The organism is Mammaliicoccus sp. G-M28, from assembly GCF_022386595.1.
GTDB lineage: Bacteria > Bacillota > Bacilli > Staphylococcales > Staphylococcaceae > Mammaliicoccus > Mammaliicoccus fleurettii.
In genome coordinates this window covers 167,630-193,324 of the sequence record NZ_JAJNIF010000002.1, presented here as the reverse complement: position 1 = coordinate 193,324, position 25,695 = coordinate 167,630, and the positions used below count along the sequence as shown (strand labels likewise).

Below are 25,695 nucleotides of genomic sequence, written 5' to 3'. Positions count from 1 at the left end.
CTCCTTATATGATTTATACTTATATTATAACTCTTGGTTATATTTTTTCAATGAAATAATAAAAAATATAACCTAAAGTTATTGACGTCAACCAAAAGTTATACTATAGTGTAACCAAGGAGGTGATAAACATGGTTAAAATGAATTTCAAAACAGATAAAGTTAATTTGAATTATTCAGAAGATGAGAACGGAATCCAAATTGATCCGGATAAAGTTAAACAGTTCATCGCAATGATAGGTGGTTTTATTGGAGCATTGTACTTAGCTTTAAATGCTTCTGGTATTCAAGTCGAATGGCTGAATCCTCAAAAGTTAAATGCATGGATGAATGTATTAAATACAGGTATTCCAATTGTATTTGTACTATATGGAATTTGGAAAAATACATTCATTTTAACGAATCACTCTAGGGAACAGGAAAAGATTTTAAAGCAATCAGGTAAGAAATAAAAATTGAGAGGATGATTGAATGTTAACAGCAATAAATTATTTAACTAAAAAAGGATGGGAAATATCTTCAGATCCAAGAACGTACGATAACTATCCAAAGCAATATGGATATAGAAACTACACAGAAGACGGTATCAATTATGATGCTTATTGTAGCGGGTATCATAGAGCTTTCGACGTATTTAATAATAAGACAGATAATATTCCTGCAGTTGCAAGCGGAACAGTAATTCTCAGTGAACCGTTTGGAAACTTTGGTGGAACAATGGAGATTAGAGATAGCAATGGTAATGATTGGATATATGGGCATATGGAAAGAGATTCTTTGAAATTTTCAAAAGGAGATAAAGTCATTCAAGGAGATATTATTGGCTTACAAGGTAATTCAAATTATGCTGATAATCCAATGAGTGAACATTTGCATATTCAACTACGCAAAAAAGGAGAAAACATTGCAAATGAAATCACAAGAGTTTGCAGTGGTATGCCAATAGAAAAATATGATATTACAAAATTAAATCAAAAATTAGATCAATCTAAAAATAAAGGAGCAGTTCAAATGAGTAGAAAAATTATGATCGTAGCAGGGCATGGATATAATGATCCAGGAGCAGTAGGAAATGGTACAAATGAAAGAGATTTTATTAGAGCAAATATTGTGGATAGAGTAGCTAATTATTTAAGCCAAGCAGGAAATGATGTTGCTGTATATGGTAAAAACCAAGACATGTATCAAGATACAGCATATGGACAACAAGTAGGAAACAAGACAGATTATGGGCTGTATTGGGTTAAATCACAAGGTTATGAAATAGTAGTGGAATTTCATTTAGACGCAGCGTCAGCATCAGCAACTGGAGGACATGTCATTATTCCAAGCGGATTAGCACCAGATAACATTGATAAAGCAATACAAGCAGCAATTCAAAAACATGTCGGCACAATTCGAGGCATTACTGAAAGAAGTGACCTATTAAATTGTAATGTTGCAAAAGCAGAATATATCAACTATAGACTTGTAGAATTAGGATTCATCACATCAACAAAAGATATGAATGCAATTAAGAATAATTTAAGCGCATATACAAAATCATTAGCAGAAGCAATACACGGGGCAGCAATTGGAAGTAATCCATCAACATATACAGTCGTAGCAGGAGATACGTTGTGGGGAATCAGTCAAAAAACAGGCGTAACAGTCGCAACATTAAAGAAATTAAACGGCTTAACATCAGATGTGATACAAATTGGACAAGTATTGAAATTAAAATAGGAGATGTAAATATGAAAGATAAAAACGAAAAAAATACCTTAGACATAAACATTACCCAATGACGGCCATCATTTAATAAGTCTATGTAAGGTATCTAACTAATTTAAATATAACACAAAACCCTTGCTATCAACAAAAGATAGCAAGGGTTTTGTTCTGGTAAAAAATGTATAATTTATAATTGACAGAATATTATGAATTATTTATATTATAATTAAGCTAGCTTAAATCACATAAGGGAAGTGTAAGAATGAAAAATATAACAAGAATAACTATATTTTTTACATTCCTTACTTCGACATTTTTGTTTTTGAATTTTTATAAATATTACGATGAAATAGGCATTCCTGGTTATGAAGAAGGATTTATAATAACTAATTTGGATAAAAAGCTGAGTAAAAAAGAAGCAAATAAAGTAATTGTTAAACTATCAAATAAGTATAATACTAACATTATAAGAGAGAATAAGAATTATGAAGATAATGGGAAATCAAAATTTTTAGTGCAATATAAAAATGATAAGCACAGCTTTTCAGAGCGTCCATTTACTTACGGTAAGAAATACAAATTATTAGAACCAAATGATGTAAAGGTAAATCAGTTAAAACTCGTTGGTACATTCTTTTTTACTGATGAACCTTTACCTCAAACGTTCTATAAAGAATTAGAAGATAATGGACTTACTGCGGTATATTTTAATCAACCTGTTTTCTTTGTCCTTGTAGACTACTTAAATGTATATAAATTGATTCCATCAATTGGAATGTTGATGATCATTTTATTTATTGCTATTTTGTATCATAATGTAACCTCAATTAAAGATATGTCTATAAAAAGGTTACACGGGTTTACTACACAGAAAATTTTTCGAATTAAATCAAAAGAACTTTTTATCATTTTTCTTAAATATTTCTTTGTAATTAATATGATTATGACAATAGGTCTCTTAATATATAATAAATTAGCACAGTTTATATATGTTCAATTATCATTTTTGGTTTTCGCATTAATGTTTTTAACCATCCTATTTATAATGATGTCTATATCTTTTATCATCGTATACAAAGAGTCGTTTAAAATAACGAAATATATTAAGTATGATGAGATTGGAAATATTCTTAAATACTTACCAGGTGCAATTAAAATTTTGGTAATGTTAACCTTATTAAATGTTATTAATAGTTCGATGTTTAACTATAATGAATTAAAAGACAATTTAGTAAGTGAAAAATATTGGATTAAAAATAAGGATTTATTTATGACCGAAATATCAACTAATGAAAATGGTACAGATAAAGAAAAAAATGACAACGTTGAAAAAAGAATCTTAACTTTAATAAACAAAATTCCCGAAGATAAATGGCTATTATCTTATAACAATTATTATGATTGGAAAAATAAAGGCGAGAGATATGATTTAGAAAATGCTATTTTTGTAAATAAGACTTATGTAAAGAGAAATGGAATTAAAGTAAAGGTTGAAAAACAAATAGACTTTTCGAGATTGACTATTTTATTACCTGAAAAGGCATATAACAAGAAGAATATTTTTCAATTAAAAAAAGAAATGAATGAATATATCAACCAGCTAAATGATGAAAGAAGTATTACTAATAAAGAGAAATATTTAAATGTAGAGGTCTTGAAAACTGATAACCATTTCGAATTATTCAATTATAGTAGTATGTTTGAACTAAAAAATGCTATTTCATATAATCCGGTCATTGTAATTATGCCTAAAGAATTAAATCCATTTGCTTTTTATTCGACAGCTGCATCTAATGGAAGTTTATTGTTTATAGACTATAATTTTATACAAAATAAAATAGAAAAATATAAACTAGACGATGAAATTCAAGGTTTAACGAACATTTATAGTAAAGTCATAGATGATATTCAACAACTAAAATTAAATTTAGGAATATCCTTGATAACGGCCATTTTTGGGAGCGTTGTTCTTTTTAGTGTTTATATTTTTAATGTATGTTTATATTGCGATTCTGAAAAGAAAAAAATATTTGTTAAGACAATTCATGGATATTCTTTTGTGAAAAAGCATTATCACTTTATGATGATAAGTATTGTTTCTTCATTGATATCTTTGTTAATTGTTAAATATTTTGATGTCTTATCACTTTCATTTCCGGTGATTTGTTCAGTTATATTATTTGAAATATTATCTTTGATTTTTGTGATTCGACGTTATGAGTATTACTTATTAAAAAATGCACGACCAGGTGAGAGTCAGTAGTGAGGCGAATATTTATTATTATTTTTTCTATTATAGTTGTGATTTGCATAGCTTTATTTATTTTAAAATATACTGAAGAGAAAATAGATAGATTTAATCCTTTAGTTAAAAGACAGTGGAGTTATGCTAAAATGCCTAATAGTGAATATCCTGATAAATTAAGTACTAAAGAAATTGAAGAAATCCAAGATTATAAAGATATCGAATCGTTTGATGAAAATGGTAAAAAGAATAGTTATTTATTAGATTTTAAAGGATTTAATCCTTCTGAAAAATATGTCAAAATTGATCACAAAGGTAAATGGGTATTCTTTATTGATTATATTAGTAAAGCAGAATATGAAAAGAGAATTAAACAATGATTCAAGTGAAAAATTTAAATAAGCAGTTTAATGGTGAATATTTATTTACGGAGTTTAATTTATCTGTTAACAAAGGTGAAATGATTGCTATAACTGGGAAAAGTGGTTCTGGTAAATCAACTTTATTAGCTTGTATGTGTGGACTTGAAAAGTTTGATAAAGGTAAAATTGAAATTAACAAACGTAATATAGCTAATATGAAACAAAAAGATAAAGTGTTAATATATAGAAATGAAATTGGATATTTATTTCAAAATTATGCTCTCATTTCTCATGAAACGATCAATTACAATTTAGAGATTGTATTAAGTTATAAGAAACTGAGTAAAGCAAAGAAGAAAGAGTTAAAGTTAGAAGCTTTAAATAAAGTTGGTTTAGATAAGTCACTAGATACAAAAGTTTATACTTTGAGTGGTGGAGAGCAACAAAGGGTAGCGATTGCAAGATTATTATTAAAAGAACCTCTTGTTATATTTGCAGATGAACCAACTGGTGCATTAGATGAAGTTAATAAACATATTATCTTGAAATTATTACTAGAATTCAAAGGAAAATCTACGATAATAATTGTTACACATGATGAAGAAGTTATGAATTATTGTGATAGAAATATACAGTTAAGTAAATGATATTTTGGAATAGTTTAAGCAGGAAGAGATAAATTAATTGTCTCTTCCTGCTTTTTTATTATACAGAGAAATTTATGATTTTAATCAAACAAAATGAACTATAAATACTCGATATGGTATGATAAATGTGGTGATAATATATGATAAAAATTGGCCTAACTGGATGGGGAGATCATGATAGTTTATATGAGGATCTTTCTAATAAAAAAGATAAATTAAAGGCATATGCTGCTCATTTTCCAATTGTGGAATTGGATGCGACTTATTACGCGATTCAGCCACAAAGAAATATTGAGAAGTGGATTCGTGAAACACCAAATAATTTCAAATTTGTTGTTAAAATACATCAGGCTTTAACTGGTCATGCTGAAATTACTGATTTTGCTTCAGGTAAGGTAGAGTTGTTTAACTTATTTAAAGATTCTATGGCGCCCTTAAAAGCATCTGGTAAATTAGCGATGATTCTAGTTCAGTTCCCACCTTGGTTTGATTTACAACCTCAAAATATTAATTATTTACGTTATGTTAGAGAGCAATTAAAGGATTTTGATGTGTGTATTGAATTTCGAAATCGTTCTTGGTTTAAAGATGATGTAAAAGAATACACTTTAGAATTTTTAACTGAGATGAAATTTATTCATAGTGTTTGTGATGAGCCACAAAGTGGAGAAGGTTCTATTCCATTTATTAATCGTATTACACATGATGTAGCTTTTGTTCGATATCATGGGAGAAATGTTAATGGGTGGACTAAGAAAGACATGTCTGATCAAGAGTGGCGTGATGTAAGATACTTATATGATTATAATGAAGCGGAACTAAAAGAATTATCAGATAAAGTTAAGATCTTAAACCATAAAGCAAAAGATATATATGTAGTATTTAATAATAATTCCGGTGGTCATGCAGCACAAAATGCCAAAACTTACCAAAAGTTATTAGATATAAAGTATGAAGGGTTAGCACCTAAACAACTTAAATTATTTTAGAGGTGGGAAATTATGGCATATTTAGTGTTGGTTATTATTGGCGTTTGTTCTGCGGTTATAGGTGCCTTAGTTGGAATAGGTGGCGGAATAATTATTGTTCCATCACTTGTTTACTTTGGAATTGATCACCATTTACTCTCAGGTATGACGCCACAAAGAGCAATAGGGACATCATCTGTGATTTTGATTACAACAGGTTTGACTGCTACTTTAGGCTATTTAAAAACGAAACAAGTTGATGTGAAGAATGGTTTAATATTCTTGATTGGAATTATTCCTGGAGCTTTAGTAGGTGCATATTTAAGTAAATATTTCACATTAGATTCATTTAATTTATATTTTGGTATTTTTCTAATACTTATATCTATTATTTTAATGATTCGAAATCAAGTGAAACCAATTAAATATTTTCAACAAGAAAAATATTTAAAATCATTTATTGATAAAACAGGAGAAAAACATCAATATGGCATACCACCAATTGCAGCTGTTATATCAGCATTTATTGTAGGTATTACGACTGGATTATTTGGAATCGGTGGAGGCGCATTGATGACACCACTCATGATTATTGTATTTAAATTCCCACCACATGTTGCAGTAGGGACAAGTATGATGATGATTTTCTTCTCTAGTTTATCAAGTTCTGTGAGTCATGTTATACAAGGCAATGTATTATGGGTACATGCAATTGTATTGATTATCTCAAGTTACTTTGGAGCGAAAATTGGAGTAAAAATTAATAGTAGAATGAAATCAGACACAGTTGTTTTAATTTTAAGAATTACAATGTTAATCTTAGGTATATATTTGATTATAAAAAGTATTTTATAAGGAGTTGAATCTGTGAAGCTTACAATTTTTCATACGAATGATATACACAGCCATTTAAATACATATGCAAAAATATCTCAATATATTAAAGATGAAAGAAGCAAACTTCAACATGATTCATTATATATTGATATAGGTGACCATATAGACTTGTTCCATCCATTAACTGAAGCATCTCAAGGTACTGAGAATGTTAAAATATTAAATGATAGCAATGTAGATGTTGTGACACTTGGAAATAATGAAGGCATGACGATCTCTCATGATTCACTCAACCATTTGTATGATGATGCTCAATTTGATGTAACATGTTGTAATTTGTTTGATCTTAATAGTAATTTACCTAATCATTTAACATCTCATGTACTCAAAAATGTTAATGGCATTAAAGTATGTTTGATAGGTTTAACAGCACCATTTAATCATATATATGAAACTTTAGACTGGAAAGTGACTTCACCGTTACTTGCATTAAAAAATGAAATCTCACAAGTTAAAGAAGATTATGATGTATTAATTGTTATGAGTCATGTAGGAATCTTTTTTGACGAACAGTTATGCGAAGAGTGTCCAGAAATTGATGTGATTTTTGGAGCACATACACATCATTATTTTGAACGTGGAGAAGAAAAAAATGGAGTATTGATGGCTGCTGCAGGTAAGTATGGACACTATGTTGGGCAAGTAGATTTAGAGATTGAAAATAATAAAGTTATTCATAAAGAAGCACAGATACTCGATACAACTTTATTGGATGAAATTCCTAATAATTATGAAGAAAAAGGGAAATCACTATTAGATAAACCGGTTTTAAATAGGAGAATATCTTTACCTCGCCGTTTAAATAGTGCGAGTTATACGACGGATTTACTTTGTGAAAGCGTATTAGAGTTTACAGAAGCAGATTGCGCAATCATAAATGCAGGGTTAATTGTTAAAGAAATTGATGATAGTAAAATAACTGAATATGATATTCATCAAATGCTACCTCATCCAATAAATACAGTTTCAATTGAATTAAGAGGCGTGGAGCTTAAACAAATTATTTACAAAGCGATGGAACAGTCCTATATAGATGAAATTGCGATTGGTTTCGGGTTCAGGGGAGATATTTTTGGCGGATACGTATTTAAAAATATCGGCTATATAGAATCCACTGGCCAATGCTTTGTAAAAGGTATTGAAGTTCAGGATCACGAGCAATATAAACTAGGAACAATTGATATGTATACATTTGGTAGATATTTTCCGATATTGAAAGATATGAATATAAATTATATTATGCCCGAGTTTTTAAGAAATATTTTTGAACAAAAGTTAATACAAAAAGAAAAGAAAGTGTAAGGAGCATTTAAATTTATACGTATTTTGGTTATAATGAACGAAGATGAAAATTAATTATAGAAGGGTGTTCACGTATATGGCTACTAAAAATGAAGAAATATTACGTAAACCAGACTGGTTAAAAATAAAGTTAAATACTAACAAGAACTACACTGGATTAAAGAAAATGATGCGTGAAAAGAATCTACATACTGTATGTGAAGAAGCAAAATGTCCGAATATTCATGAATGTTGGGGAGAACGACGTACTGCAACATTTATGATTTTAGGAGCAGTATGTACAAGAGCATGTCGTTTCTGTGCAGTTAAGACAGGTCTTCCAAACGAATTAGACTTAGACGAACCACAACGTGTTGCAGAATCAGTACAATTAATGAACTTAAAACATGTCGTTATTACAGCTGTTGCAAGAGATGATTTGAAAGATGCAGGTTCAAACGTTTATGCTGAAACTGTACGTAAAGTAAGAGAATTAAATCCATATACAACTATAGAAATATTACCTTCAGATATGGGCGGTAGTTATGAAGCGTTAGAAACTTTGATGGATTCTAAACCAGATATTTTAAACCATAATATCGAAACAGTTAGAAGATTAACACCAAGAGTTAGAGCACGTGCAAAATACGATCGTACGCTAGAATTTTTAAGACGTTCTAAAGAAATGTATCCAGATATTCCTACAAAATCAAGTTTGATGGTAGGTTTAGGAGAAACTGTTGAAGAAATCTACGAAACAATGGATGATTTACGTGCAAACGATGTTGATATCATGACAATCGGACAATATTTACAACCATCACGTAAACATTTAAACGTTCAAAAATATTATACGCCGTTAGAATTTGGTAAATTAAGAAAAGTAGCAATGGAAAAAGGTTTCAAGCATTGTCAAGCTGGCCCAATGGTACGTAGTTCATATCACGCTGACGAACAAGTAAATGAAGCAGCTAAACAAAAACATATTCTAGGTGAACAGGAACTTAATAAACAATAAGGTGATTGAATGTTAACTAAAATAGAAAATAACTATTTTGAAGTAATTAAAGACGATCAACAATCATTCAATGAAGAACAATTTACATCACGTTATTCTGAAATACTAGATAAATATGATTATATTGTTGGCGACTTTGGCTATGACCAACTTCGTCTAAAAGGTTTTTATCACGATTCTAATAAAAAAAGCGATGCCAATAAACGATTTTCGGCAATACAAGATTATTTACTCGAGTATTGTAACTTTGGATGTAAATATTTTGTACTAAGACGTTTATCTAAAGGAGAAATCACGAAATTAACAGCTGAAGACGCTGACTTTGTAGATGAAGATAATAAATTAGATGATGTAAAAATCGAACCATCAATACAACAAAATAGTAAACAAGAAATCGAAGAAGTAGAAATTGTAGAAGAAAAAATTATTGAAGAAGACACAGTTGAAACACAACAAACTTCTAGAAATACTTTAAAAGATTATTTATAGAAAGTAGAGGCTGGGACAAATTAATTGTCCCAGCCTTTTTACATAGGCAATCTATATTTATATAAGGTGGAAGAAGTGTGAATGATATTTAAATTTATAGTACATTTTTATCACATCCTTCATTTCAGGACTGTTATTTTATTTTATCGGTCCGTATTTCTGATTTCTGGACCGTTAATTTATTTTATCGGTCTGTATTTCTGATTTCTGGACCGTTAATTTATTTTATCGGTCCGTATTTCTGATTTCTGGACCGCTAATTTATTTTATCGGTCCGTATTTCTGATTTCTGGACCGCTAATTTATTTTATCGGTCCGTATTTCTGATTTCTGGACCGTTAATTTATTTTATCGGTCCGTATTTCTGATTTCTGGACCTCATATAAGCACAACTGCGGAAAGGACACACATAGAAAAATGCCGACAAAGTTTAAGACTTTGTCGGCATTTTGAAACTAAGATAAACTTATGAACCAATCTAAGTTCTAATCTAGATAGGTTATTTTTTCATGAACATGTTAGTAATAGTGCTATTAGTGATAGTCACATAACTAAGTCTCAATTTATTAGATATCTATAACATCGTGTAAATATTCTGTTACTTCTTCTCCTTCTTCAGGTGATAAACCTAGGATGTGGCTAATATAACCTTCTTCTTCTAAATCGTCTTTTCCGATTATTCCAAATTTATTGTTTTGAGTATTAAGCACGATTGTTTTACCGTAATGTCTGTCTGTATAAATAAGTGTTAAGTCATATCTACTATGTTCACCTACAAAACCGACAAATTGAATTTTTGCTTCATCTTCTTCATCATATAAAAACATTTCTACCATAAATAGTTACTCCTTTATTTAAAAGCTTTCTTTAATTGTTTAGTATACAGAGCAATGCCGTATATTTCAAAATTATGATATTATTATATATGAATAGGAGGTTTTCTACATGTATTTCGTAGATAGCAAAACATTAAATTTAAAAATGAATTATTTAGAAAAATTAACAGTTGATTTTGAAGTTGAGAAGGATTCTTCGTATGCTTTAGAAAGAATTGCACACATGATGATTGAATCTGTCGTAGATATTGGGAACTTAATTATTGATGCTTTTATATTAAGAGACCCTGGAAATTATAAAGATGTAATTGATATTATGGAACTTGAAAAAGTATTCCAACCTTCAACTGCTGAAGCTATTAGAAATTCTATTGATTTTAGAAAAGAATTAATTCGTAATTACGAAAGCATTAATCACGACAAATTAAAAAAAGCTTTTGAAATAGCTAATCCTTTTTATAAACAAGCAATTGAAGACACTAAACATTTTTTAAAAAATGAAAATGTACCCGTTACAGCATTTGGTGAAGGAGATAAAAATGAAAGATTATAAAGGTTATTTTATTGATATAGACGGAACTATGTATAAAGGTTCTGAAATAATTGAAGGCGCAATCGAGTTTATAGAATATTTAAATGCAAACAATAAAGATTACTTATTTGTTACAAATAATTCTTCCAAAACTCCTGCTGAAGTAGCTGAAAAATTAAATAATATGGGGTTTAATACTTCAAGTGAGCATGTTATCACTTCAGCTATGGCTACAGCAGGATATATTAGTGAAGAATCACCAGGAGCTTCTGTATACATGGTTGGTGGAAGTGGATTGAAATCTTCATTGAGTGATGCTGGTTTAGTAATTAAAGAAGATCAAAATGTAGATTATGTTGTTATGGGACTGGATGTTAATATTTCATATGAAAAATTATCAGTTGCATGTTTAGCAGTAAGAAATGGTGCGAAATTTATTTCAACAAATAAAGATGTTTCAATACCGAATGAAAGAGGCTTCTTACCAGGTAACGGTTCATTAACTAGTGTTGTAAGTGTTTCTACTGGGCAAACGCCTATCTTTATAGGCAAGCCAGAAACAATTATTATGGAACAAGCAGTAGAAAAAATAGGTCTCTCAAAAGAAGAATGTGTAATGATTGGTGACTTGTACGATACTGATATTTTAGCAGGTATCAATAGTGGAATTGACACATTACATGTACAAACAGGCGTTACATCATTAGAAGAAATTAACTTAAAAGAGATATTACCAACTTATAGTGTTAAGAACTTATTTGAAGTAATCAAATAACTGAAATAAGGAGATGGGAATATGGGAGAGAAAGTATTAGTTGCTAGACAGTTGCCAAATAAATTTATTCAACAAATAGAACAATTTGCAGAAGTAGATGTTTGGGATAGTGAATTAGAACCTATGCCAAGAGAACAATTTTTAAAGCGCGCTGCAGATGCCACAATTGTAATCACAACATTAAGTGAGAAAATAGATGAAACCTTTTTTGAATCTGCACCTAAAATTAAAGGAGTCGTTAATTTAGCAGTAGGGTATGATAATATTGATATTGACTTGGCTCATAATAAAGGTGTTATTGTAACAAATACACCAGAAGTGTTAACGGAAACGACTGCAGAATTAGGATTTACTTTAATGTTAACTGCTGCAAGAAGAATTGTAGAAGCGGTTGAGTATGTAGAAAATGGCGAATGGAAAAGTTGGGGTCCATACTTATTAGCAGGTAAAGATGTTCATGGATCTACAGTTGGTATATATGGAATGGGTGCAATAGGTGAAGCTTTCGCCAGAAGATTAAAGGGCTTTAATTGCAAAGTGATATATCACAACCGTTCTAAAAAAGAAAAAGCTGAAAAAGAATTAAATGTTGAATATAGAAATATGGATGAACTGTTAGCAGAAAGTGACTTTGTAGTTTGTACTGCTCCATTAACATCTGAAACCAAAGGCATATTTAATAAAGAAACATTTAAGAAAATGAAAGATAGTGCAATATTGATTAATATCGGTCGCGGCGGACATGTCGTAGAATCTGATTTAATAGAAGCAATTAAGCAAAAAGAAATTCTCGGTGCAGCATTAGACGTAGTAGAAAATGAACCTATAGCAATGGACCATCCATTTTTAGAAATGAAACAAGTAATAGTTGTTCCTCATATAGGTAGTAGCTCAATAAACACAAGAGATCATATGGTTCAACTTTGTGTTGATAATGCAAAACAAATTATCGCAGGTAGTGAACCAGTAACACCAGTGAAGAAATAGAGATGACAAAGATTGAAAAAGCGTGATTTAAGTCTATTTCGCTTCAGTAAACGACTTTTTAATTTAATGATTAGATGGTGAGATAATTAATTTATCTCACCATCTTTTTTTATATAAGAGGTATTAAAATCAAATTTCATTAAACTTGTTTATAAGGTCTGTTATGACAGTTTATATGTCAATTTTGTAATGTGATTAATCCCTTTTAAATTCCAATAAATGCTAAAATTTTACATATTTTCGTTGATATCTCTTTATACATAGAATATAATATAAAAATAGAATAATTACAAAATAAAAACATGAGGAGATTTACAATGGAAAAAATTAGGCAAATATTACTATCTGAGAATTGCAAAATAGTTGGTTTAACCATTTTTTATTTCTTAATCATGATTGTTTTATTTTGGATTTATGCTGGTGGTAGTGCAAGTAACGATTTTATATATAATGAATTTTAATGAAGGAGAACATTTATGAGAGACATCTTAGAACAAGTAGAGTTTATGAGTAAGTGGTATACCGATAAAATTGCTATAAACTATAGAGAAGAAGAGATGACTTATGGTGAACTAGATCTTTATTCAAATAAATTAGCTACGTTAATCCAAGATTCTGATAAGCCAATTGTATTATATGGTCATATGTCACCATTTATGATTGTAGGTATGATTGCGAGTATGAAAGCAGGCATTGGATACGTTCCAATAGATATATCGATTCCTTTAGAAAGAATAGAGCATATCATTGAGAAGGTAGAGCCTGCTTTTATTTTTAATACAACTGGTAATTTATTGAATAATATACAAATTAATCAAATAACAATAGAAGCATGTAAAGAAGCGCAAATAAACTTGGAAGACTTAAATAGAATTAATAATTTAGATACTGTTTATACAATTTTTACATCCGGATCCACTGGATTGCCAAAGGGTGTACAAATCAGTTATGAAAGTTTAATGGACTTTACTAACTGGATGTTACAACTTAATAAGCTTGGCGACAACAGTATGTGGTTGAATCAAGCTCCATTTTCTTTCGACTTATCAGTTATGGCAATATATCCATGCTTAATGACAGGTGGGACGTTGCAACTAGTTGATAAAAAGATGATTGAAAAGCCAAAACAATTATATGAATTACTAAATAGTAAAGACATTGAATCTTGGGTATCAACGCCATCATTTTTAGAAATGTGTTTATTATTACCAGGATTTAATCAAGATCAACATACTAAATTAAAGCAGTTTTTCTTCTGTGGAGAAGTGCTGAGTCATAAGACAGCACAGAAATTAATCAATCAATTTAAAGATTCGATTATTTATAATACATATGGCCCAACAGAAGCAACGGTTGCTGTAACAAGTATTCAAATTACTCAAGAAATTCTAGATAAATTTAATCCATTACCAATTGGTACAGTACGTCCAAATTCACAATTAAAATTAGCTGATAATGAAGAATTAGTGATAATTGGTAAAAGTATTAGTCAAGGATATTTAAAAGATGAAGAAAAGCACAATAAAGTATTTAAAAATATAGATGGTCAAGTAAATTATTTTACTGGAGATAAAGCAGAGTTTCGTGATGGTTATTGGTTTATACATGGAAGAATAGATTTCCAAATAAAAATTAACGGCTATCGTATGGAACTAGAAGAAATTGAAATGGTTTTAGAGCAATTGCCAGAAGTTAAACAAGTCGTTATATCACCAATTAAAAAAGGTGAAAAAGTTCAATATTTACATGCTACAGCTATTCTTACAAATCAGGAAATAGATAACGAAAATGACATGATACTCCATTTAAAACAGGAATTAAAAATTCATTTACCTGAATATATGATTCCTAGAAAATTTAGCTTTGTGAATAATCTACCACTAACTGCTAATGGTAAGTTAGATAGAAATAAAGTATTAGAGAGGTTAAAACCATGATTCCATATGGGGATTTTACCTATTTTTATATCTGTTTAGTCTTAATGTTACCAGTAATTATATTAGGGTTAGTCGGAAAGAGAAGTCTTGTTTATAACCGAGTCATTACGTTAGTTATGCTCATACTAATATTTTCGGATGAAAATAAAAACTTATATGATAATAAATTTTTAAGTTATCAATTTATTTTCTTTGCTCTATATATATGTTATCAAGTTGTATTGATTAGAGTTTATATTTCGATAGCAAAGAAAACAAACCAGTTTAAAAATTATGCTTTTGCAATAGTACTTTCAATATTACCTTTAATTATTGTGAAAATATTACAAAGTAGTTGGCTAGGGGATTTTCAAATAACAGTTCACGGTAATAAATTAATTGAATTTATAGGATTTCTAGGTATTTCGTATATTGCATTTAAAAGTGTTCAACTCATTATGGAAATTCGTGATAATAGAATAAAATCAATCAATACAATGAAACTAATTGATTTTATTACATTCTTTCCAACGATATCTTCAGGTCCTATAGATAGATATAAGCGATTTATCAAGGATGAAGAAAAGATTCCTGAACCCAATGTTTATTATGGAATGCTTATAAAAGCTATACATATGGTGTTTATGGGATTTTTATATAAGTATATTATTGCTTATTACATAAATGAAAATGTAATTAAAGTTACGCCAATAGATACAGATCCTACCTTTTTAAATTATCTTTATTACATGTACGGGTATAGTTTTTATCTGTTTTTTGATTTTGCAGGATACAGTTTATTTGCTATAGCATTTAGTTATTTATTCGGAATTCAAACTCCAATTAACTTTAACAAGCCATTTAAAGCTAAAAATATTAAAGAATTTTGGAATAGATGGCATATGAGTTTATCTTTTTGGTTCAGAGATTGTATATATATGAGGTTTGTTTTTTGGGTATCCAAAGAAAAATTACTAAAAGATAAGCTGTTAATATCTAACCTGGGATTTTTAATCAATTTCTTTATTATGGGAATTTGGCATGGTATTGAAATACAATATATTCTTTATGGTTTATATCACGCATTCTTATTTATTGCATATGGTTATTTTGAACAATGGCGCAAAAAGCATCCGCCAAAACTTAATTATAAGTTAATGAATGTGATCGCAATATTAATTACATTCCATAGTGTAGCATTTGGATTTTTATTATTCTCAGGAAAATTAATACATTAAATAAGGGAGTTATATTATGAATTTTGAAGAAAAAGTATTAAATATATTAGCTGAAGTTGCTGAAAATGATATCGTAAAAGAAAACCCTGATATCGAAATTTTTGAAGAAGGGATTATAGATTCATTTGCAACTATAGGCTTGTTGTTAGAAATTCAAAATAATTTAGACATTGATGTTACAATTACGGATTTTGATAGAGATGAGTGGGCAACACCGAATAAAATTATAAAAGTACTTAAGGAATTACAATGAAAATAAAATTATTGTTGCCTTTATTGTTAAGTGGTATTTTATTTGGCTTATTTTTATTAATTCCAGTTGAATGGCTTACATCTTTATCTAAACAAGACAATATTAATAAAGAAGCAATTTCTTTAAATGATTCTGTACTAAAAGGCGTGCACTCTCAAGAGGAAATGTTGTTAAGTAAACATTATTATCCTATATTTGGCTCAAGTGAATTGGAAAAACAAGATATATTTCATCCAGCGCATATTTTGAAAGATAAAAATGCTAAATTAAAGCCATATTTAATTGGAACAGGTGGCTCTACAGATTTAATCCATGCAATTAATGTTGGCAGCCAAGCACATAATCTAAATGGAAAAAAAGTAGCTATCATCATTTCACCCCAGTGGTTTACTGATCATGGTTTAACAAATGATAACTTTAGCGCTAGATTTTCACCATTACAAGCGGATCATTTATTTAAAATTAAATCTTTGAGTCCAGAATTAAAAGACAGATTTGCAAAAAGATTAGTTCAATTTAAACAATTAAAATCAGATCCATATTTAAATTCTGTATTAAGTAAAAAAAATCATCAGTATGATGAAGGAACTTTTATGAATGATTTTGAAAATAACATCCATGAAAAACATGATGCTTTAAAGTCTATTTTTGGTAGAGAAAAAGTCGCTTTAACCAATAGTTCTAAACATCATTTTAGTCATATGAAATGGGATGAAATGAGATTATATGCTAATCAATATGGTGAAAAGCATTCTACAACTAATAATTTCGGAATGAATGACCAATATTGGAATTTATTAAAAGAGCAACGAAAAAGATACAATAGAAATTACGAGTTCAATAACCAGTCTAAAGAATTCGATGACTTACAGTTGTTAATTGACACATTAAAAGAAGTAAATGCAGATCCATTATTTGTTGTTATTCCAGCAAATGGAAAATGGTATGATCATATTAATGTTAATAGAGACAAAAGAGAAGCAGTATATCAAAAGATTAATAAAATGCTCACTTCGAATAATATGAAAGTATATGACATAACCGATAAAGAATATGAACCATTTGTCATTACAGATGCAGTTCATATAGGTTGGAAAGGTTGGGTCTATATTAACGAACAAATGATTAATCATATAAATGGACAATATGATAATAAAGTAAGTCGACAATATTAATAATATTACCTAGGAAATATTAAAAAGCACCGTGCCAACTTTATGGCACGGTGCTTCAGACTGTCGACAAACTGTCTTGAATTTATCAAGACAGGTCCAACATGATAAATAGAGAGTCTGAATTTATCAAGACGAGGCAAACATGATAAATAGAGAGGCTGAATATTGCAAGACAGGCTCAACATGATAAATAGAGAGGCTGAATATTGCAAGACGAGGCAAACATGATAAATAGAGAGTCTGAATATTGCAAGACGAGCTCAACATGATAAATAGATGGGCTGAATATTGCAAGACGAGGCAAACATGATAAATAGAGAGTCTGAATATTGCAAGACGAGGCAAACATGATAAATAGAGAGTCTGAATATTGCAAGACGAGGTCAACATGATAAGTAGATGGGCTGAATATTGCAAGACGAGGTCAACATGATAAATAGAGAGGCTGTATATTGCAAGATGAGGCAAACATGATAAATAGACGGGCTGAATTTATCAAGACGAGCTCAACATGATAAATAGAGAGTCTGAATTTATCAAGACGAGGTCAACATGATAAATAGAAAGAAAAAAAGCACCGTGCCAACTTTATGGCACGGTGCTTTTTTAATACCTATAAATAAAATGAAAGTGATTAGAAAACTTGTTCTACTTCTACAACGCCAGGTACTTCTTCTAGTAAAGCACGTTCTATGCCAGCTTTTAGAGTAATTGTAGAACTTGGACATGTACCACAAGCTCCGAGTAATCGTAGTTTAACGATACCATCATCAACATCTACTAATTCACAGTCACCACCATCGCGTAATAGGAATGGTCTTAATTTCTCAAGTACATCACTAACTTGATCAAACATTGTTTGTTGTTCAGTAGTCATATATATAAATACTCCTCTCATCAAGTGTTATTAGATACATTAATCTTATTAATCTATTATAATAGATATAAGGTAAAAAATCTATTCATCAAACTAGGGGGTATGATTATATGTCCAAAGCAAGTATAGTAGTTTATGGTGCAGATGTTGTATGTGCGAGTTGTGTCAATGCACCATCATCGAAGGACACATATGAATGGTTACAAGCTATTTTAGGAAGAAAATATACGGATTTAGAATTTGAATACACTTATATTGATTTTTTAAAACAGACTGAAAATTTAACAGATCATGATCTTCAGTTTATAGAAAGAATTAATGAAGATGAATTGTTTTATCCACTTGTTACAATAAATGATGAATATGTTGCTGATGGTTTTATTCAGTTAAAGCATATCACGAGATTTATTGATGAACATGTCGCCATTGAACAATAAAAAAAGTAGCAGATAGTTCTGCTACTTTTTATCATTATCCATTATGGTATTTATATAACCAGAGTACTCCTGATTTAATGACTCTTGCTAATCGTCCTGTAACTGTTTGTTCCATTAGATAAGCGAAGCCTTGTTTCTCACCAAGTGAGCCTACAAATCCTTGAGGTTTTAACTCGGGCATTTTTTCTGGTAAAGGTTTATCAGTCCATTGTAATTTCATAACTTCAGCAATTTGATCTGCTTGTATTTCTGCTAAATAAGCACTTGGTGCGTGAGGCAATGCTGCACAGTCACCTACAATATATACATTTTTATAAGTTGGAATTTGATGATATTGGTTTACAATAACTCTTCTACCATCATTAGTATCAACTGGAAGATTTCTTACGATTTCAACTGGTTGAATGCCGGCAGTCCAAACGACTAAATCTACATTATGAATGTCTTCATTGTTGTATAATTGGCCAGGCTCAACTTGTGTAATATTTGAATTAGGAACAACTTCTACATTATGTTTATCAAACCATTTCTTTACGTATTTACTTAACTTTTCTGGAAATGCAGGTAAAATTCTAGAACCTCTATCAAAAAGTTTAATCTTGATATCTTGTCTGCTTTCACGTAATTCACTAGCTAATTCGATACCACTTAAACCCGCACCAACAATTCCGACAGTAGCATCACTTGGTAAGTCACATATTGCTTGATATGTTTTACGAGCATTTTGTACTGTTTGAATACTGTAAGTGTAGTCTTTTGCTCCAGGTACATTATGATATTTATCTTCACATCCTAAGCCGATAACAAGTTCATCGTAATCAACACGTGAGTCACCAACTGAAACAATTTGATTATCTAAATCAATATCAGTAATTTCCCCATATACTGTATTAATTTTTTTGTCTTTAGGAAATTGAACGCGAATATCTTTATCTGGTTTTGTACCTGCTGCTAATGCGTAGAATTCTGTTTTTAAACCATGAAATGGCATACGATCAATCAGCGTAATTGAATAATCGGACGGTAAAATGCTTGGAAGGATTTCTTTCATCAAACGCATATTACCATATCCGCCCCCTAATAATACTAAGCTTTTCATCGTTATTCTCCTTTGTCCATAAATCAAATTTCTACAAATTTGTATGTATATATTTTATAATATATAAGTATACTTTTAGTATAATCTTTTTTGGCATAAACTACAATGAATGTTAAAATAGTTTAATGAATATAAAGTGAGTAGGTGAACACATTGAATCCGATTGTCGAATTTTGTATTTCAAACTTAGCCAAGGGTGCTGATGTAGTGTTTAACAAGCTCGACAATGATCCAGAAGTAGATGTATTGGAATACGGTTGTCTACAAAATTGTGGACCATGTGCAAGAGGGTTATATGCACTAGTTAACGGAGATATGGTTAAGGGAGAGACACCAGAAGAATTACTAGAAAATATATATAGTCACATAGAAGAAAATTGGATTTTTTAGGAGGAATAAATATGTCAACAGTTATATTAACTGAAGCAGCAGCTTATGAAGTTAAAGATATGATGAAAAGTAACGATATGCCAAATGGTTATTTAAGAGTATCTGTTAAAGGCGGCGGTTGCACAGGACTATCTTATGGTATGTCTGCAGAAGAAGAACCTGCTGAAAACGACGAAACACTAGAATTTTTTGGTGTTAAAGTAATAGTAGATAAGAATGATGCTCCGATACTAAATGGTACAACAATTGACTTCAAAACATCATTAATGGGCGGTGGATTTTCTATTGAGAATCCTAATGCAATTGCAGCTTGCGGTTGTGGAAGTTCATTTAAAACAAAAGACGTTGCAGGTACGCCAGAGAATTGCTAAGGAAATAACATGTGACACTTGAATTTATCTTTATAAAAATATACAATTGTACTTGTATGTAAATAGCAGTATCATTACTTGTGATGAAAAACACAAAGTGACACAACTTTCCTATAAGTGTCAAACAAATATTAGAAAGTATAGGTGAAAATAATGGGATTTGAACGTAAAAAAGTTCTCGTATTAGGGGCAGGTTACGCTGGCTTACAAACAGTAACTAAATTGCAAAAATTAGTTTCAAACCAAGATGTTGATGTTACTTTAATCAACAAAAATGATTATCACTATGAAGCTACATGGTTACATGAAACTTCAGCTGGAACATTAAATTACGAAGATGCTTTATATCCAATTACAAATGTAATTGATAGAAATAAAGTAAACTTTGTAAAAGCAGAAGTTAGTAAAATCAATAAAGATGCTAAAACAGTTGAAACATCTAATGGTATATTTGAATATGACATTTTAGTTGTTGCATTAGGATTCGAAAGTGAAACATTTGGAATTGAAGGTATGAAAGAACATGCTCTTCAAATCGAAAATATTAACACTTCTCGTCGTATTTCTAAGCATATTGAAGATAAATTTGCTAATTATGCTGCATCTAAAGAAAAAGATGAAAATGATTTAGCTATTTTAGTAGGTGGTGCTGGTTTCACTGGTGTTGAATTACTAGGTGAATTAACTGAACGTATCCCTGAATTATGTAAAAAATACGGTGTAGATCAATCTAAAGTTAAAATTACTTGTGTTGAGGCTGCTCCAAAAATGTTACCAATGTTCTCAGAAAACTTAGTGAACTATGTTGTTAAATATTTAGAAGACCGTGGAGTAGAATTCAAAATTTCTACACCAATCGTTGCTTGTAACGAAAAAGGCTTCGTAGTTAAAGTTAATGATGTAGAACAAACTCTTGAAGCAAACACAGCAATCTGGGCTGCTGGAGTTAGAGGTAGCAAATTAATGGAAGAATCATTCGATGGCGTTAAACGTGGTCGTATCGTTGTTAAAGATGATTTATCAATCGACAATTACGATGATATCTTCGTTATTGGTGACTGTTCAGCTGTTATGGCTGGTGAAGGAGACAACAAACGTCCACTTCCAACAACAGCTCAAATCGCTATGCAACAAGGTGAACACCTTGCTAAAAATATTAAAAACATCTTTAACGGTGAAAAAACAGAAGCTTTCTCTTATGATGACAAAGGTACTGTATGTTCATTAGGTAGCCGTGACGGTGTTGGTGTCGTTATGGGTCGTGAAATTACTGGTAAAAAAGCAGCATTCATGAAAAAAGTTATCGATACTCGCGCTATTTTCAAAATCGGTGGTATCGGATTAGCCTATAAAAAAGGTAAATTCTAATTGATTAATTATTAAATGTAGAGACCTGCTATTAGGCGGGTCTCTTTTTTTAAAGGAGGTTAGCTATGATATCTTTACCTCAAGTTATCATATCAATGGCATTGTTTTTTGTTTTGTTTTTTGGCATCGCATTTATATTGAATATGCTATTAAAAACTACTTGGCTAATGGTTGTATTTTATCCATTCGTTATTTTTGCGATTGTAGATAAAATATCGACAGCTATGTATTTTACAGATCCATCAACAGCATTTTCAAAGCTTATTTCTGGCATAACAAATATACATACAGCTGACATATTAATGCTCGGTTCAGGATGGATTGGTGCGATTGTAGCAGGTTTTGTTATAAGGAATTTAAGAAGAAGTGGTTATTCAATGTTCTAACAAAGGGGATAATAATATGAAATTTAACATTTTAGAAAAATATTCAAATAATGAATTTCCAATTATAATAGGTTGCCCAAGTCATTTAAATCAAATGCATAATTTTGAAGAAGTAAATAATATATTAAATGGGCAGTTAGATAATTTGAAAAAACAACAAATTATAAGTAGTGAACTAGGTGAAGTTACAAGTACTGCCGTTACTGTTAATAATAATATTGTTAAATTAATTTCTATAGGTTTAGGAAATTTAAAGGAAATTAAAGAAAACGATTATCAAGTTATATATGGTAATTTAAGCCGTTATCTACATAGCAATAAAATAGAAACTGTTAATTTATTTGATGATACATTTTTAACACAAAATGTTACTGAAAAAGAACGATTATATCGATTCGGATGGTTATCAAAACAAGCTGTATTCCAATTTGATCATTATAAGTCAAATAAATCAGCGAATGTTGAAACTACGATAAACTTTATTTCTACATCTAATGAAGATATTGAGTCATATATTAAGCAAGGTGAGATTTTAGGAGATAGTATCAATTTGGCGAGAACTTATTCACAAACACCTCCTAATATTTTGACACCTGATTATTTTGCACAACAAATTGAAGAACATTTTAAAAACTCTAAAGTTCAGGTCACTATCAAAGACGAACAAGCTATTCGCGAGGAAGGTATTGGCTTATTAGATGCAGTTGGTAAAGGGTCTGTAAACCCTCCACGTCTAGTTACTTTAGAGTATAAAGGATCTAAAAATGATCCTATCGCTTTAGTAGGAAAAGGGGTCACTTACGATTCTGGTGGTTATCAAATTAAATCCAAAACAGGTATGCCTACTATGAAATACGATATGAGTGGTGCTAGTAATGTAGTAGCAATGGTTAATGCGATCTCAGAATTGCAATTACCTGTTCACATTGTTGCTGTATTGCCGCTAGCTGAAAATATGGTATCTAGTAATGCAATGAAACCTGATGATGTATTTACTGCTTTAAGTGGTGAAACTGTTGAAATTACAAATACAGATGCTGAAGGTAGACTTGTTTTAGGAGATGCTGTTTCATATGTTGCTCAGTATAAACCAGAACTTATTATGAACTTTGCTACATTAACAGGTGCAGTAGTTGCTGCATTAGGATTAGGAAAAACAGGTATATTCTCTAGTGATGCAGATCAATATATTGAGGATGTAAAGAAAGCAGCAAGGTATTCAAATGAAGTAAGTTTTGAATTACCAATTACAGACGAAGAAAAAGATGATATTAAGTCTTCAGAAGTTGCCGATTTAACAAACTGTATATTAAATAAAAATGGTAAAGCGCTATTTGCTGCAGCATTTGTAACACATTTCAGTGGAGATATTCCTCATTTACATTTTGATATTGCTGGATCAGGTGAAACTGAAAAAGTATCGTTCCGTGGACCAAAAGGCGCTACTGGTGCAATGATTCCTACGGTTATTCATTTCTTAAAAAACAGATAATGCGATATATTATAAAATAATCGAAAAATACTTACAAAGTCACACTGGTTTTGTAAGTATTTTTTAAATTGTATTATTCTAAAAATTCTGACTAGTTATCGATATATTGACATCATATTTCTCAACTGATATGATAAATTCATCATTTTACTTTATCGTGGTAGAGAGTTAAAGAATGGAGAGGGTCTTTTTGGAATTTAATGCAGTACTTGTAGCTGTTATTGTAATGATTATACTTTGTTTAATGAGACTTAATGTCGTTTTGAGTATTTTCGTGGGTGCATTAACAGGTGGTTTGTTAAGTGGTATGTCGCTTGATAAAGTGATATCTACATTTGGAAAAACAATCGTTGATGGTTCAGAAGTTGCACTATCATATGCTTTATTAGGTGGATTTGCGGCACTTATTTCATATAGTGGAATTACGGACTACATAGTTGGTAAAATCATCAAATCAATGAAAAAAGAAAATTCGCAAAAAAGTAGACTTAAAATTAAAATTACTTTGGTAGCTGTATTACTCGTTATTTCAATTTTAAGTCAGAATATTATACCTGTCCATATAGCTTTTATACCAATCCTTATACCACCATTATTAAGTCTATTTAATGAATTAAAAATGGATAGAAGGTTAATAGCAACAGTAATAGGTTTTGGATTATGTTTTCCTTATATATTATTACCATACGGATACGGACACATCTTCCAGTCAATTATATTTGATGCATTTGGTAAAGCAAATGTAGATATAGAATTTTATAATATTTGGAAAGCAATGCTTATTCCTTCAATGGGCTATGTTGTTGGATTAATAATTGCAATCATACTTTATTGGAGACCAAGAACATATAAAACAATAAAAATAGAAGAAGAACAAGAATTGAAAACTTTAAAACCATATCCTTTAATTGTTACTGGAGTTGCCATTTTAGCAACATTTATTGTTCAGACATTTACAGAATCAATGATATTCGGTGCTTTAGCTGGTATTCTAATTTTCTTCTTCTCAGGATTATATAACTGGAAAGATTTAGATGTTAAATTAGTTGAAGGAATTCAAATAATGGCATATATAGGTGTTGTTATTTTAACTGCAAATGGTTTTGCGGGTGTAATGAATGAAACGAATGAAGTAGGTACACTAGTTAAAAGTCTCTCTTCTATTACAGGCGATAACAAAGCTTTTAGTATCATAATGATGTTGATAATAGGATTGATCGTGACATTAGGCATAGGTTCTTCATTTGCAACCATTCCCATTATTGCAAGTTTATTTATCCCATTCGGACAAGAAATTGGTATGAGTTCTATGGCACTAATAGCAGTGATTGGTACTGCAGGTGCATTAGGCGATTCAGGGAGTCCTGCAAGTGATTCAACATTAGGTCCAACAGCAGGATTGAATGTCGATGGAGAACATGATCATATAAGAGATACTTGTATACCCAATTTTATTATATATAATATACCATTATTGATATTTGGCTTTATCGCTGCTATGGTATTATAGTATCAATAAGGGGGATCATAATATGGACTTAATAGAAAATCTTCAAATAGAAACAGTAGAATCAAAATATGGTTATATTGAAATGACAATGCCTGTAACTGACAAAGTCAAACAACCATTTGGATATTTACATGGTGGCGCAACAATCGCATTAGCTGAAACAGCAGCATCTGTTGGTGCACATATATCTTCAAATGAAGATGAAATACCTTTAGGATTAGAAATTAATGCAAATCATATTAAATCTATACGAAGCGGTGAAGTAAGAGCTGTGGGGAAAGCACTTCATATCGGACGTACTACACAAGTATGGGATGTTAAAGTAACAAATGAAGAAGAGCAATTAATTTCAGTAATTAGAGCAACTATAGCTATAAAAAAGAAAAGATAAAAATAGGGCTGAGACATAGATTTATAGAATCCCAAAGAAAAA

General features: G+C 30.3%; 28 protein-coding genes and 1 pseudogene. 26 read left to right on the top strand and 3 right to left on the bottom strand.

The genetic code is table 11. The annotated features are described in order from the left end of the window. The first annotated feature begins 131 nt into the window (after nucleotides 1-131). From LQ609_RS02780 to LQ609_RS02735, 10 genes and pseudogenes are all read left to right on the top strand, one after another. Entirely contained in the window at nucleotides 132-452 is a 321-nt protein-coding gene (locus LQ609_RS02780) for a phage holin (RefSeq protein ID WP_078357697.1), read from the top strand. A 19-nt stretch (nucleotides 453-471) separates the two neighbouring features. Continuing rightward, nucleotides 472-1,725, top strand: a complete 1,254-nt coding sequence (locus LQ609_RS02775; RefSeq protein WP_107509702.1) for an N-acetylmuramoyl-L-alanine amidase — start codon at nucleotides 472-474, stop codon at nucleotides 1,723-1,725. A gap of 250 nt (nucleotides 1,726-1,975) precedes the next feature. Continuing rightward, the gene (locus tag LQ609_RS02770; protein ID WP_239734286.1) at nucleotides 1,976-3,976 is read left to right on the top strand and encodes a DUF1430 domain-containing protein; all 2,001 of its coding nucleotides are present in this window, start codon (nucleotides 1,976-1,978) and stop codon (nucleotides 3,974-3,976) included. Next, nucleotides 3,976-4,338: a YxeA family protein gene (locus LQ609_RS02765; RefSeq protein ID WP_325886013.1), complete on the top strand. Its 363-nt coding sequence runs from the start codon at nucleotides 3,976-3,978 to the stop codon at nucleotides 4,336-4,338. The genes LQ609_RS02770 and LQ609_RS02765 overlap by 1 nt, the downstream gene beginning before the upstream one ends. Beyond that, complete coding sequence (locus LQ609_RS02760; protein ID WP_078357693.1) at nucleotides 4,335-4,967, top strand: ATP-binding cassette domain-containing protein; 633 nt, start codon at nucleotides 4,335-4,337, stop codon at nucleotides 4,965-4,967. The genes LQ609_RS02765 and LQ609_RS02760 overlap by 4 nt, the downstream gene beginning before the upstream one ends. A 140-nt stretch (nucleotides 4,968-5,107) precedes the next feature. Continuing rightward, nucleotides 5,108-5,956: a DUF72 domain-containing protein gene (locus LQ609_RS02755; protein WP_239734284.1), complete on the top strand. Its 849-nt coding sequence runs from the start codon at nucleotides 5,108-5,110 to the stop codon at nucleotides 5,954-5,956. A 12-nt stretch (nucleotides 5,957-5,968) separates the two neighbouring features. Beyond that, nucleotides 5,969-6,790, top strand: coding sequence for a sulfite exporter TauE/SafE family protein (locus tag LQ609_RS02750; protein WP_078357691.1), 822 nt, complete (start codon nucleotides 5,969-5,971; stop codon nucleotides 6,788-6,790). Nucleotides 6,791-6,802: 12 nt separating this feature from the next. Continuing rightward, nucleotides 6,803-8,134 (top strand): bifunctional metallophosphatase/5'-nucleotidase, encoded by a 1,332-nt coding sequence (locus LQ609_RS02745; protein WP_115337671.1) that lies wholly within the window; start codon nucleotides 6,803-6,805, stop codon nucleotides 8,132-8,134. A 76-nt stretch (nucleotides 8,135-8,210) separates the two neighbouring features. Further along, nucleotides 8,211-9,131 carry a lipoyl synthase gene (gene lipA, locus LQ609_RS02740; RefSeq protein ID WP_078357689.1) on the top strand — a complete coding sequence of 307 codons (921 nt, stop codon included), beginning with the start codon at nucleotides 8,211-8,213 and terminating at the stop codon, nucleotides 9,129-9,131. A 9-nt stretch (nucleotides 9,132-9,140) separates the two neighbouring features. Beyond that, nucleotides 9,141-9,518: pseudogene (locus tag LQ609_RS02735) on the top strand (YutD family protein); the annotation flags it as partial. Between the two features lie 668 nt (nucleotides 9,519-10,186). Here LQ609_RS02735 and LQ609_RS02730 read toward each other — a convergent pair. After that, the gene (locus LQ609_RS02730; protein WP_078357687.1) at nucleotides 10,187-10,456 is read right to left on the bottom strand and encodes a DUF3055 domain-containing protein; all 270 of its coding nucleotides are present in this window, start codon (nucleotides 10,454-10,456) and stop codon (nucleotides 10,187-10,189) included. Between the two features lie 109 nt (nucleotides 10,457-10,565). On the opposite strand from LQ609_RS02730, the gene LQ609_RS02725 reads away from it, so the two are divergent. From LQ609_RS02725 to dltD, 8 genes are all read left to right on the top strand, one after another. Continuing rightward, complete coding sequence (locus LQ609_RS02725; protein WP_208144046.1) at nucleotides 10,566-11,009, top strand: DUF86 domain-containing protein; 444 nt, start codon at nucleotides 10,566-10,568, stop codon at nucleotides 11,007-11,009. After that, nucleotides 10,996-11,763, top strand: a complete 768-nt coding sequence (locus LQ609_RS02720) for a TIGR01457 family HAD-type hydrolase (protein WP_078357685.1) — start codon at nucleotides 10,996-10,998, stop codon at nucleotides 11,761-11,763. The genes LQ609_RS02725 and LQ609_RS02720 overlap by 14 nt, the downstream gene beginning before the upstream one ends. Before the next feature lie 21 nt (nucleotides 11,764-11,784). Next, on the top strand, nucleotides 11,785-12,750 hold the full coding sequence (locus LQ609_RS02715) for a 2-hydroxyacid dehydrogenase (protein ID WP_078357684.1): 966 nt from the start codon (nucleotides 11,785-11,787) through the stop codon (nucleotides 12,748-12,750). A gap of 317 nt (nucleotides 12,751-13,067) precedes the next feature. Then, the gene (locus LQ609_RS02710; RefSeq protein WP_078357683.1) at nucleotides 13,068-13,211 is read left to right on the top strand and encodes a teichoic acid D-Ala incorporation-associated protein DltX; all 144 of its coding nucleotides are present in this window, start codon (nucleotides 13,068-13,070) and stop codon (nucleotides 13,209-13,211) included. Between the two features lie 15 nt (nucleotides 13,212-13,226). Further along, nucleotides 13,227-14,687, top strand: a complete 1,461-nt coding sequence (gene dltA, locus LQ609_RS02705; RefSeq protein WP_107509673.1) for a D-alanine--poly(phosphoribitol) ligase subunit DltA — start codon at nucleotides 13,227-13,229, stop codon at nucleotides 14,685-14,687. Continuing rightward, the gene (gene dltB / locus LQ609_RS02700; RefSeq protein ID WP_239734283.1) at nucleotides 14,684-15,904 is read left to right on the top strand and encodes a D-alanyl-lipoteichoic acid biosynthesis protein DltB; all 1,221 of its coding nucleotides are present in this window, start codon (nucleotides 14,684-14,686) and stop codon (nucleotides 15,902-15,904) included. Before dltA ends, dltB begins: the two co-directional genes overlap by 4 nt. Nucleotides 15,905-15,920: 16 nt before the next feature. Beyond that, nucleotides 15,921-16,157, top strand: a complete 237-nt coding sequence (gene dltC, locus LQ609_RS02695; RefSeq protein ID WP_078357680.1) for a D-alanine--poly(phosphoribitol) ligase subunit 2 — start codon at nucleotides 15,921-15,923, stop codon at nucleotides 16,155-16,157. Then, nucleotides 16,154-17,332 carry a D-alanyl-lipoteichoic acid biosynthesis protein DltD gene (gene dltD / locus LQ609_RS02690; RefSeq protein WP_208144042.1) on the top strand — a complete coding sequence of 393 codons (1,179 nt, stop codon included), beginning with the start codon at nucleotides 16,154-16,156 and terminating at the stop codon, nucleotides 17,330-17,332. The genes dltC and dltD overlap by 4 nt, the downstream gene beginning before the upstream one ends. Before the next feature lie 634 nt (nucleotides 17,333-17,966). Here dltD and LQ609_RS02685 read toward each other — a convergent pair. Then, nucleotides 17,967-18,209: a NifU family protein gene (locus LQ609_RS02685; RefSeq protein ID WP_017001072.1), complete on the bottom strand. Its 243-nt coding sequence runs from the start codon at nucleotides 18,207-18,209 to the stop codon at nucleotides 17,967-17,969. 110 nt (nucleotides 18,210-18,319) lie between these two features. On the opposite strand from LQ609_RS02685, the gene LQ609_RS02680 reads away from it, so the two are divergent. Then, nucleotides 18,320-18,646, top strand: coding sequence for a YuzD family protein (locus tag LQ609_RS02680; protein ID WP_239734282.1), 327 nt, complete (start codon nucleotides 18,320-18,322; stop codon nucleotides 18,644-18,646). Nucleotides 18,647-18,680: 34 nt separating this feature from the next. Here LQ609_RS02680 and LQ609_RS02675 read toward each other — a convergent pair whose 3' ends face one another. Then, the gene (locus LQ609_RS02675) at nucleotides 18,681-19,745 is read right to left on the bottom strand and encodes an NAD(P)/FAD-dependent oxidoreductase (RefSeq protein ID WP_078357677.1); all 1,065 of its coding nucleotides are present in this window, start codon (nucleotides 19,743-19,745) and stop codon (nucleotides 18,681-18,683) included. Between the two features lie 153 nt (nucleotides 19,746-19,898). On the opposite strand from LQ609_RS02675, the gene LQ609_RS02670 reads away from it, so the two are divergent. The 7 genes from LQ609_RS02670 (at nucleotide 19,899) to LQ609_RS02640 (ending at nucleotide 25,653) form a co-directional block, all read left to right on the top strand. After that, nucleotides 19,899-20,135 (top strand): YuzB family protein, encoded by a 237-nt coding sequence (locus tag LQ609_RS02670; protein WP_025904683.1) that lies wholly within the window; start codon nucleotides 19,899-19,901, stop codon nucleotides 20,133-20,135. 11 nt (nucleotides 20,136-20,146) lie between these two features. Continuing rightward, nucleotides 20,147-20,506, top strand: coding sequence for a HesB/IscA family protein (locus tag LQ609_RS02665; protein ID WP_078357676.1), 360 nt, complete (start codon nucleotides 20,147-20,149; stop codon nucleotides 20,504-20,506). A 153-nt stretch (nucleotides 20,507-20,659) separates the two neighbouring features. Further along, nucleotides 20,660-21,874, top strand: a complete 1,215-nt coding sequence (locus LQ609_RS02660; protein ID WP_078357675.1) for an NAD(P)/FAD-dependent oxidoreductase — start codon at nucleotides 20,660-20,662, stop codon at nucleotides 21,872-21,874. 65 nt (nucleotides 21,875-21,939) lie between these two features. Further along, on the top strand, nucleotides 21,940-22,260 hold the full coding sequence (locus LQ609_RS02655; RefSeq protein ID WP_078357674.1) for a YuiB family protein: 321 nt from the start codon (nucleotides 21,940-21,942) through the stop codon (nucleotides 22,258-22,260). 16 nt (nucleotides 22,261-22,276) lie between these two features. After that, a complete protein-coding gene (locus LQ609_RS02650) occupies nucleotides 22,277-23,752 on the top strand; it encodes a M17 family metallopeptidase (protein WP_208144041.1) in 1,476 nt (491 codons plus the stop codon). Nucleotides 23,753-23,978: 226 nt separating this feature from the next. Then, nucleotides 23,979-25,262 (top strand): Na+/H+ antiporter family protein, encoded by a 1,284-nt coding sequence (locus LQ609_RS02645; RefSeq protein WP_239710560.1) that lies wholly within the window; start codon nucleotides 23,979-23,981, stop codon nucleotides 25,260-25,262. Nucleotides 25,263-25,284: 22 nt separating this feature from the next. Next, nucleotides 25,285-25,653, top strand: a complete 369-nt coding sequence (locus LQ609_RS02640; RefSeq protein ID WP_078357671.1) for a PaaI family thioesterase — start codon at nucleotides 25,285-25,287, stop codon at nucleotides 25,651-25,653. Nucleotides 25,654-25,695 lie beyond the last annotated feature (42 nt).